This is a genomic window from Verrucomicrobiota bacterium (assembly GCA_039027815.1).
Taxonomy (GTDB): domain Bacteria; phylum Verrucomicrobiota; class Verrucomicrobiia; order Verrucomicrobiales; family JBCCJK01; genus JBCCJK01.
Genome location: JBCCJK010000018.1, coordinates 44,890 through 54,090, shown reverse-complemented (window position 1 = coordinate 54,090; position 9,201 = coordinate 44,890). Strand labels below are relative to the sequence as shown.

The window sequence follows — 9,201 nt, the reverse complement described above, 5'->3', positions numbered from 1 at the left end:
GCGGGGAAGGGAGAGCCGGAGTCTTTCGAGCCAGCCCAGCGTTGCTCGTCGGTTACGGTGCCTGCACCGCGCCCTCGTCGCGCCTTGGTCTGGCCCGAAATCCACTCGGCCATTCTACCAGCCAATTCTGCAGCTTGGTATAAGCCAGAGTGCCAGAGTGCCAGATCGACACGGGGAGAGCGGTCGTTTGGAAGGAGTTTGGCCCGGGGCAGGGGCACAAAAAAGCCGGAGCGGGAATTTCCCGCTCCGGCTGAGAAGATGGCCTTCCACTTCAGCGGCAGTAGCCACCACCGCGATAGGAGTAGCGGGGGGCGCTGTAGTAGTGGCGGACGGGTGGCCGGTAGTAGTAGTGACGAACTGGCGCGCGGTAGTAGCTGCGTCCGTGGTAGTAGCTAGGCGGATACTTTCCGTAGTAACCTCCCGAGCTGAAGCTGAAGTGGACGCGGCCGGCGTCCGCTTTTTGGGCGGCACCGAATCCGGCGAAACAGAGGATGGCGACGAGAAGAGCAGTTTTCATAGGCAATTGGTAAGTGGTGTCCCGGTGAAACGGGAGCCCGACTGGGCCTATTCAAAAAAATCTCTTCTTTTTTGAGGTTCGCCCAGTTTTGGCGCTTCGGTCAGAAGAGAGGGAGGCGCTGGGGCTGGCTGGGAGGGGGAGGGCCGAAAAGTCGGCTCCCGAGCCAAAAAAGAGCCGATGGACAAGGGCCACCGGCTCCGCTGAAAAGGTTGCGGGGAGGAGGGGGCCCGCCGTGCGCTTAGCTCTTGTAGCGCTGGCGCTTTTTGTGGCGATTGGCCTTCATGCGCTTGCGGCGCTTGTGCTTGCTGATTTTGGTCTTCCGACGTTTTTTGAGTGAGCCCATGGTGTGTTTCTGTGAGGTGGTTGGCGAGGGGTCAGTGAACCAGCTTGTTGAGCGGGTATTCCAAGATGCCTTCCGCGCCGAGTTCCTTGAGGCGGGGGATGATTTCTCGGACGACTTTCTCGTCGATCACCGCTTCCACCGCGACCCAGTCGGAGTTGGCCAAGCGAGCCACGGTGGGAAAGCGGAGGGAAGGTAGGCAGTCGAGGAGTTTTTGCAAGTGGTTTTCAGGCAGGTTCATTTTGAGACCCACCTTGTCCCGCGCTTCTAACGCGCCCTGCAAAAGGAGAGCGATCCGCTCCACTTTTTGGCGTTTCCACGGGTCCTGGAAGGCAGCCGGGCTCATGACCAGTTGGGGGTAGGACTCCATGAGGGTGTCGACGATCCGGAGTTTGTTGGCTCGAATGGAGGATCCGGTTTCCGTGATGTCCACGATGGCGTCGACCAGCTCGGGCACCTTCACCTCGGTGGCCCCCCAACTGAATTCCACCTTGGCCGAGACCCCTTTTCTCTGGAGGTAGTTTTCCACCAGGCCGACCGCTTCGGCTGCGATCCGCTTGCCCTGAAGGTCTTCCACGCGCTGGATGGGGGAGTCCTCCGGCACCACCAAGACCCAGCGAGTGGGATTGGAGGTGGCGCGGCTGTATTTGAGATCACAGATGACTTCCACCTGGGCACCGTTTTCGGCGATCCAATCGCGGCCCGTGATGCCGCAATCCAGGAAACCTTCGTCGACATAACGCCCGATTTCCTGGGCCCGGATGAGGCGGCCTTCCAGCTCTGGGTCATCGATGGAGGGCCGATAGGAGCGGCTGCTGACATAGATCGAGAAGCCCGCTTTTTTGAAAAGCTCCAAGGTCGGGTCTTGGAGGCTGCCTTTGGGCAGGCCAATCATGAGAGTTTGCTCCGCGCTCATAAAAAGGGGCGGAGAAGTAGCCGGTCCCCTCGGTCTTTGCAAGGTTTTCTCCCGGGGAGAGGCGGCTGGGCGGCTTCCGAAGCTTCGGAGGGCCCTTCCAGCCAAGGCCGTGGCGGGAACGGCGCTTTGTGGGCGAGCGGCAAATTCTTCGCTTGCATCACTTAGGGCACTTTCTAGTCTAGGCCCTCCTCCGCTCCCGGGAGTCGGAGGGTCGATGCCATGAATACTGCGATCCTATCCAAAGCCGCCACGGAGGCCCGGGGCCTTGCCATTGATGCCGTTCACGCCTGCCAGTCTGGTCACTTGGGCTTGCCCTTGGGATGCGCGGAAATCGGAGCGGTGCTCTTCGGAGAAGCGCTCACTTATCACCCGGCTGCGCCCAAGTGGATCAATCGGGACCGCTTCCTTCTTTCGGCGGGTCATGGCAGCATGTTTCTGTATGGTTGGCTCCATTTGTCCGGCTACGAGCTGCCCTTGGAGGAGGTGAAGAACTTCCGCCAGCTTCATAGCATGACTCCGGGGCACCCGGAGTTTCAGGAAACGCCCGGCGTGGAAGCCACCACGGGCCCGCTCGGACAAGGGGTGGGCAACGCGGTCGGTTACGCGCTCTCCGGGAAAATGGCGGCCGCCAAGTTCAACACGGCTGAGCACGTCATTCTCGATTCCCATGTCATCGCACTGGCCGGAGATGGCTGCCTGCAAGAAGGGGTCGCTCGCGAGTCGATCGCTTTTGCCGGTCACCAAAAGCTCGACAATCTCATCCTCATTTATGATTCCAACGACGTGACGCTGGACGCCATGGCCGAGGTGACCCAAAGCGAGGACACCGCCGCCTACTTCACCTCGCTCGGCTGGGACACGGTCACGATCGACGGACATGACTTCGCGGCCATCAGTGAGGCCCTGGCCCAAGCCAAGGCCGAGGACAACGGCCGGCCCAAGGTGCTCATCGCCAAGACCGAGATTGGTCGAGGCATCCCGGAGGTAGCGGGCAGCCAAAAAGGCCATGGGGAAGCGGGGGCCAAGTTCGCGGCGGAAGCCCGCCAAGGCCTCGGCCTGCCGGAAGAGCTTTTCTATGTCTCGGAGGAGGTGAAGGCCTTCTTCGCCGAGAAGCAGAGCGCCTTGGAAGCGGCCTATTCCGAGTGGGAAAAGGGCTTCGCGGGCTGGGCCCAAGCCAATCCGGCGCTGGCGGACGAGCTTTCCAGTGCCATCGCCAAGTCGGTCCCGAGCGACCTGGTGGATCGCCTGCCCGAATTCGCGCCCGACTTCGAAAATGCCACGCGCGCTTCGGGCGGGGAAGTCATCCAAGCCATTTCCCAGGAAATCCCCACCTTCATTACCGGCAGCGCCGATCTCTTTGGCTCGAACAAGAACTACATCAAGTCGAGCGGGGATTTCGGCCCAGCCAATCGCACCGGCAAGAATGTCTGGTATGGCATCCGGGAGCACGCCATGGGGGCGATTTTGAATGGGATTGCCTACGACGGGATCTTCCGCGCTTCGGGCGCCACCTTCATGGTTTTTGCCGACTACCTCCGACCCGCCATTCGTCTGGCCGCGCTCTCCGAGCTGCCAGTGACCTATGTCTTCACTCACGACTCGGTAGGGGTGGGCGAAGATGGCCCCACCCACCAGCCCGTGGAAACGGTGAGCGGCTTGCGGGTCATTCCGAATCTGGACGTCATCCGCCCGGGTGACCCCGAGGAGGTCTCGGGCGCGTGGGCCGCGGCCCTGTATCGCACCGATGGGCCGACCGCTCTCGTGCTGACCCGCCAAACGGTGGCCACGCAGGGTGCGGTGCCGGTCAAGGAGCGACGCGAGGGCGTCCTCAACGGCGCCTACATCGTGAAGAAAGAGGAAGGCGAACTGAAGCTCATTCTCATGGCAAGCGGGAGCGAGCTCCAGCATGCCACCGCGGCGGCGGCGGAGCTTGGCAGTGGGGTGAGGGTGGTCTCGTTTCCTTGCACCGAGCGCTTTGATCGGCAGTCGGCCGAATACAAGGAAAGCGTGCTGCCTGCCTCCTGCACCAAGCGGATTGCTATGGAAGCGGGGGTTTCCGATCTTTGGTGGAAGTATGTCGGGAGCGAAGGACAGGTTCTCGGGATTGATCGTTTCGGCATCAGCGCCCCGGGCGGCACCGTCATGAAGGAGCTGGGGATGACGCCGGAGGCCTTGGTGGCAGCGGCCAAGGCGCTCTTGAGCTAAGTGGCCAGAAAAGCAGGCATCTCAAGGCCTTGAGCCAAGACAATCTTCATCCCGTTTTCTCGCGCCTGGTGGCGAGAGAGTCGAAAGAGTCCCTCCTCGGCCAGAGGGGACGGGTTTTTTGGTTCACGGGGATGTCCGGTTCCGGGAAGTCGACCTTGGCGATTGCCCTCGAACACCGGCTGCGGGAGGCGGGTCGTCTCACGAAGCTTTTGGATGGCGACAACATCCGCTCCGGCCTCAATCAAAATCTCGGTTTCAGCGATGAAGACCGCGCTGAGAACATCCGACGGATCGCGGAAGTAGCCAAGCTCTTTGCCCAAGCGGGCGTCATCACCTTGGCCTCTTTCATCACGCCCCAAGCCGCCCACCGCGCCGAGGTCAGCCGCATCCTTGGCCCGGAGGATTGCCACCACATCTATGTGAAAGCCTCCTTTGAGGCCTGCGCTGAGCGCGATGTCAAAGGGCTCTACGCCAAGGCGGCCGCCGGAGGGGTGGCCCAATTTACGGGCAAGGATTCGGCTTTCGAAGAGCCCCTCGCTCCCGACCTCGTCATTGAGACGGAGACGGAAACCGAGGAAGTGTCGCTCGAAAAGTTGTTTGCATTCGTTTGGCCTCGCGTCCAAAGCAGGGCCTGAAAAAGTCACCCACGTCATGAAAGACTACACGGTCAATCACCTGAAACAGCTGGAGAGCGAGGCCATCTATGTTCTGCGGGAAACGGCCGCCCAGTTCGAGAAGCCAGCTCTTCTTTTTTCAGGCGGGAAGGACTCCATCGTGATGGCTTGGTTGGCTTACAAGGCCTTCTACCCCTCGAAACTCCCCTTCCCTTTGGTCCACGTGGACACCGGTCACAACTTCCCCGAGACGATGGAATTTCGGGATCGTTTCGTCGAAAAGATCGGCGCCCATCTCGTGGTGGGCCTGGTGCAGGACAGCATTGACCAAGGGCGGGTGGTGGAAGAGAAGGGAGTGCATGCCAGCCGCAACGGCCTCCAAACGGTGACTCTGCTCGACACCATCGAGGACCATGGGTATGACGCGGCTCTCGGCGGGGGGCGTCGGGATGAAGAAAAGGCGCGGGCCAAGGAACGGTTCTTTTCACATCGGACCGAGTTCGGCGAATGGGATCCCAAAAACCAGCGGCCGGAACTCTGGAATCTTTTCAATGGGCGTAAGCACCATGGGGAGCACTTCCGGGTCTTTCCGCTGTCCAATTGGACCGAGATGGATATTTGGCAATACATCAAGGCCGAGGGAATCGATTTGCCCCTGCTCTACTTCGCTCATGAGCGGGAGGTCTTTCTCCGCAATGGAGCGCTCTTAGGGGTGAGCGACTTCACCCAACCGCAGCCCGAAGAAGAGATCGTCAAGAAGATGGTCCGCTTTCGCACCATTGGGGACATGACCTGCACCGGGGCAGTCGAATCCACGGCGGCCTCCCTCGATGACATCATTCAAGAAGTGGCCGAAGCGCGGCAGACCGAGCGGGGCACGCGCGCCGACGACAAGCGCTCCGAGACCGCCATGGAGGACCGCAAAAAACAGGGCTATTTCTGAGGGGGCCCCGGCCCGGGCGGATGGCCAAGAAAGTCCGCCACCTACCAGTGATTTTTCTATGAGTGCTGAAGACACGACCGGTTACCTCGACATGGACTTGCTGCGGTTCACGACCGCGGGGAGCGTCGATGATGGAAAGAGCACCCTCATTGGGCGCTTGCTTTACGACTCCAAAAATATCTTTGAGGACCAGATCGAAGCCGTCGAGCGCACCTCCAAAAACCGGGGCGATGAGAACGTCAACCTGGCGCTCTTGACCGATGGGCTGAAAGCGGAGCGCGAACAGGGCATCACGATCGACGTGGCCTACCGCTACTTCGCCACTCCCAAGCGCAAATTCATCATCGCCGACACGCCCGGCCACATCCAATACACCCGCAATATGGTGACTGGGGCCTCCACGGCCGACCTCGCCATCATCCTGGTGGATGCTCGGCACGGCGTCGTCGAGCAGACCTGCCGCCATGCCTTCATCGCCAACCTTTTGCGCATCCAGCACGTGGCCATCTGTATCAACAAGATGGACTTGGTGGACCACAGCCAAGAGGCCTACCAACAAATCGTAGACGACTTCAAGCAGTTCGCCACCCGCTTGAGCAACCTGGTGGACATGACCTTCATTCCCATCAGCGCGTTGCACGGGGACAACGTCGTCGACAAGTCTGAGAACATGCCTTGGTATCAAGGCCCCAGCCTTCTCTATCACTTGGAAAACGTCTACGTGGGCGGCTCCGAGAACCATGTGGAAGCTCGTTTTCCAGTCCAGTGGGTCATCCGCCCCATGTCGGACAAATGGCATGACTTTCGAGGCTATGCCGGACGCGTGGCCGGTGGGGTCTTCAAGCCGGGGGATGAGGTCATGGTGCTGCCGAGTGGCTTCAGCACCACGATCAAAGGCATCCATACCCAGGACGGCGATCTTCCAGAGGCCTACGCGCCGCTCTCGTGCGCGATCACGCTGAACGATGAGATCGATATCAGCCGGGGCGACATGATCGTGAAGAAGAACAATCCGCCGGAGGTCACCCAAGACGTCGAGGCCATGATCTGCTGGTTCGCAGAGGACAAAAAGCTCATCCCGCGAAACCGCTATCTCCTCCGCCACACCTCCCGGGAAGTGAAAGCGGTCGTGCGGGAGATCGATTACAAGGTCGACATCAACACCCTCCACAAAATCGAGAACGATCCCGAATTCTCCCTCAATGAAATCGGACGCATCAAGCTGCGGACCTCGGCGCCGATCTTTCTTGATCGTTACAATCGCAATCGCAAGTGCGGCGCCTTTGTCCTCATCGATGAGATGACCAACAACACCGTGGCGGCCGGGATGGTGGTTTGAGGGCGGGCGGCCGGGTCAAGTAGTGGAGGGTGGGAGGTTTCAGGGGCCTTGGGGTGATCAGCTCAGTCGTCGCCGTGGCCTAAGTATTTCGTGCTGCCAACTGGGGTGATCCGTCCGATGAGTTCTTCCTGGGAACGGGAGTCGATGGTCCCCGGGTAGGGAGAGAAGCTTTCGATGTGGCCATCGGCGAAGAGGAAGTTGGCTTTCTTGTTGTGGCGAAAGTGGACGGTTACTTCCCGCTCGTCGATGATGTAGAACTCCTCGATTCCCTGGCCGCCGAAGGGCTTCACCTGGGCGCAATCGCCGAAAACAATGGTGCGAGCGGGATCCTCGATCCGGAACTGGCTGACGACCGGTTGCCCTCGCCACTTCCCACCCAGCCACCAGTTGTAGCCATAGCCGAAGCTGGCCCCTGCGAATTTGGGCGAGAAGTGCTCCGCGTCATAGCGAAAGCTGGGGCAGATCTCGACCTCCCCGACCTCCTGGAGGTAGTCGAAGAGGGGGCCAAGCGTCCGGTCCAAGGCGCGGTCCCCTTCCGCCGATCGGTTACGAGGTTCGAAGCCGAAGAACCAAGTGCGGCCTTCCTCGGTGTATTGCACATAGGGAAAGTAGTCGCCCCCGTGGTCCGCCTTGTAGAGTTCGGTGGCCGCTCCCAGCTGACGCAATCCCGAGATGCACTCGGCCTTGCGAGCGCCCTCCCGGACTTTCTGGAAGCCCATGGCACCCAGACCGGAGAGCACGCCGATGAGGGTGACGACCACCAAGATTTCCAGAAGCGTGAAGCCGTTTCGGCACCAGCTCATCGGCGTCGGCGCAGCAGCAGGAGCCCACTGGGGAGGAGGAGGGCGAGGCTGCTTGGTTCAGGGATGACGAAGCTGGGATTCGAATCACTATCGAAAGTGAAGGCGTCATAGCTGCCTGGCTCAATGAAGCGAAACGGAGCAGAGACTCCGCTCCCAAAGGTCCATTCTTGGTCGGGGACGTCGAGGAAGGAATCGACCGGACCTCCCAGGGATTGGGTCTGCCCAACCTGCCCTCCCGCGACCCAGTGGGCCCAGAAAAGCCCGGATGAGAAGTCATTGCTCTCCGAGACACTATTGAAGGTGATGGTGTCGAGAAAGATGTTGGGAGCCTCCTCCGTCCCAAAGTTGTTCACAATGGCATCGAGCTCAGGGTCCGCGTTGAGGAGGGATTCAAAGAGAAAAAAGCCATCGAACGGATTCTCGGAATCGTGAGTGTAAGAGACTTCATAGAGCCGCTGTCCGACGTTGGGCGACTCGATCAAAAAGAAGGAGGAGTCCGGCCCGCTGCCCACGGCAATCGCGGCACTGAAGGTGTTGGAAGGCAGCCACGCGAGGGCGGCCGCGAAGAAAATGCGGAGAAGTTTCATGGATCGATTGTTTGGTTCAGGTTCGCGAAGAGAACGGCCAAACGGATCATCCGCAGGACTCTCTCCCTCCTTCCTGAGGCGGGAAGGCTTTTTCGTCTCGCCGGTGCGGAACGAAGGAGAATTGTGATCGGCTCAAGTATTCGGACTCCCGACTCCCCGGACCCCCTTTCGAAGGACCTGCCTCCTTCCCGCCTTCACCGGTCGCCCGATTGACGTGCCTGCGGCTGCTCTGCCGCAGTGGGAATTCGTGGTCGGTTACCGCAGCGCCACTGTTCCGGGATTTCACCGGATTCCATGTGCCACCACAATGCTGAAATCTATTTATCTATATATCTTGATATGTCAATTGAATATCTTGAAGGGCTTCGAGGGTGGGGTGGAGATTTTTGGACCGCGGCCAGAGGGCTCGGGAAGGGAGGATGGAAGATCCCTGGGCTGAAACCTGGCAGGAGGTCGACCCCGCCTCGTTTCCGAGACGGGGTCGGGGTGCTCCCGGCCGTCATAAGCCGGATTCTGTTCCCCTCTCGGCCGAGGCTGGGAGGGGCGACGATCATTTCACTTGGCGATCCGAGGACCGCCACCGTCCCGAAGAACGGCGCGACTAGTACCCGAGGTCATTTCTTTCCAGAAACCGGACGAGCCGCCCGTTCCCTCTGTTCTGTCTTGCTCCGCGCGGGGTTTGCCCTGCCACCTTGGTCGCCCTCGGCGCGGTGGGCTCTTACCCCACCTTTTCACCCTTACCCCTGGCTGGGTCGCCCGTCCTCACTGCGTTTGGAGCGGACCTCCCGGCCGGGGCGGTTTGTTTTCTGCGGCACTTTCCGTCGATCCCGCCTTGCGAACGAAATCGCCCTCGTTTTCACGAGGCGCGCTGCCCTGCGGAGTCCGGACTTTCCTCGAGGGCGGTTTCCCGCCCCAGCGATCGTCTCGGGCCGTGAGC

9 protein-coding genes, 1 other RNA gene and 1 riboswitch are annotated in these 9,201 nt (G+C 60.5%); of the genes, 4 read left to right on the top strand and 6 right to left on the bottom strand.

All coding sequences use genetic code 11. The annotated features are described in order from the left end of the window. Positions 1–271 precede the first annotated feature (271 nt). From AAF555_06820 to hisG, 3 genes are all read right to left on the bottom strand, one after another. Positions 272–517, bottom strand: coding sequence for a hypothetical protein (locus AAF555_06820; protein ID MEM6911281.1), 246 nt, complete (start codon positions 515–517; stop codon positions 272–274). A gap of 238 nt (positions 518–755) precedes the next feature. After that, positions 756–860, bottom strand: coding sequence for an AURKAIP1/COX24 domain-containing protein (locus AAF555_06815; GenBank protein MEM6911280.1), 105 nt, complete (start codon positions 858–860; stop codon positions 756–758). Positions 861–891: 31 nt separating this feature from the next. Next, on the bottom strand, positions 892–1,773 hold the full coding sequence (gene hisG, locus AAF555_06810) for an ATP phosphoribosyltransferase (GenBank protein MEM6911279.1): 882 nt from the start codon (positions 1,771–1,773) through the stop codon (positions 892–894). 219 nt (positions 1,774–1,992) lie between these two features. Between hisG and tkt the strand changes: the two genes are divergently transcribed. From tkt to AAF555_06790, 4 genes are read left to right on the top strand one after another with little or no spacing between them, the layout of a single operon-like run. Continuing rightward, entirely contained in the window at positions 1,993–3,978 is a 1,986-nt protein-coding gene (gene tkt / locus AAF555_06805) for a transketolase (protein MEM6911278.1), read from the top strand. Positions 3,979–4,007: 29 nt separating this feature from the next. Then, on the top strand, positions 4,008–4,613 hold the full coding sequence (gene cysC, locus AAF555_06800) for an adenylyl-sulfate kinase (protein MEM6911277.1): 606 nt from the start codon (positions 4,008–4,010) through the stop codon (positions 4,611–4,613). A 16-nt stretch (positions 4,614–4,629) separates the two neighbouring features. Next, on the top strand, positions 4,630–5,535 hold the full coding sequence (cysD, locus tag AAF555_06795) for a sulfate adenylyltransferase subunit CysD (GenBank protein ID MEM6911276.1): 906 nt from the start codon (positions 4,630–4,632) through the stop codon (positions 5,533–5,535). 58 nt (positions 5,536–5,593) lie between these two features. Next, positions 5,594–6,874 carry a GTP-binding protein gene (locus tag AAF555_06790; protein ID MEM6911275.1) on the top strand — a complete coding sequence of 427 codons (1,281 nt, stop codon included), beginning with the start codon at positions 5,594–5,596 and terminating at the stop codon, positions 6,872–6,874. Positions 6,875–6,936: 62 nt separating this feature from the next. On the opposite strand, the gene AAF555_06785 is transcribed toward AAF555_06790, so the two are convergent. The 3 genes from AAF555_06785 to rnpB all read right to left on the bottom strand — a co-directional run bounded on the left by AAF555_06785 (position 6,937) and on the right by rnpB (position 9,199). Further along, positions 6,937–7,677: a prepilin-type N-terminal cleavage/methylation domain-containing protein gene (locus tag AAF555_06785; GenBank protein MEM6911274.1), complete on the bottom strand. Its 741-nt coding sequence runs from the start codon at positions 7,675–7,677 to the stop codon at positions 6,937–6,939. Continuing rightward, on the bottom strand, positions 7,674–8,264 hold the full coding sequence (locus tag AAF555_06780; protein ID MEM6911273.1) for a hypothetical protein: 591 nt from the start codon (positions 8,262–8,264) through the stop codon (positions 7,674–7,676). Before AAF555_06780 ends, AAF555_06785 begins: the two co-directional genes overlap by 4 nt. A gap of 113 nt (positions 8,265–8,377) precedes the next feature. After that, positions 8,378–8,592, bottom strand: a riboswitch (cobalamin riboswitch). A gap of 158 nt (positions 8,593–8,750) precedes the next feature. Next, an RNA gene (gene rnpB / locus AAF555_06775) (RNase P RNA component class A) lies at positions 8,751–9,199 on the bottom strand. Between the last annotated feature and the right edge of the window lie 2 nt (positions 9,200–9,201).

What these genes read in the sequence shown, in the direction of transcription:
- AAF555_06820 (MEM6911281.1), bottom strand. Translation starts at nt 517, where the DNA reads ATGAAAACTGCTCTTCTCGTCGCCATCCTCTGTTTCGCCGGATTCGGT.
- AAF555_06785 (MEM6911274.1), bottom strand. Translation starts at nt 7,677, where the DNA reads ATGAGCTGGTGCCGAAACGGCTTCACGCTTCTGGAAATCTTGGTGGTC.
- AAF555_06780 (MEM6911273.1), bottom strand. Translation starts at nt 8,264, where the DNA reads ATGAAACTTCTCCGCATTTTCTTCGCGGCCGCCCTCGCGTGGCTGCCT.
- AAF555_06790 (MEM6911275.1), top strand. Translation starts at nt 5,594, where the DNA reads ATGAGTGCTGAAGACACGACCGGTTACCTCGACATGGACTTGCTGCGG.
- hisG (MEM6911279.1), bottom strand. Translation starts at nt 1,773, where the DNA reads ATGAGCGCGGAGCAAACTCTCATGATTGGCCTGCCCAAAGGCAGCCTC.
- tkt (MEM6911278.1), top strand. Translation starts at nt 1,993, where the DNA reads ATGAATACTGCGATCCTATCCAAAGCCGCCACGGAGGCCCGGGGCCTT.
- cysD (MEM6911276.1), top strand. Translation starts at nt 4,630, where the DNA reads ATGAAAGACTACACGGTCAATCACCTGAAACAGCTGGAGAGCGAGGCC.
- AAF555_06815 (MEM6911280.1), bottom strand. Translation starts at nt 860, where the DNA reads ATGGGCTCACTCAAAAAACGTCGGAAGACCAAAATCAGCAAGCACAAG.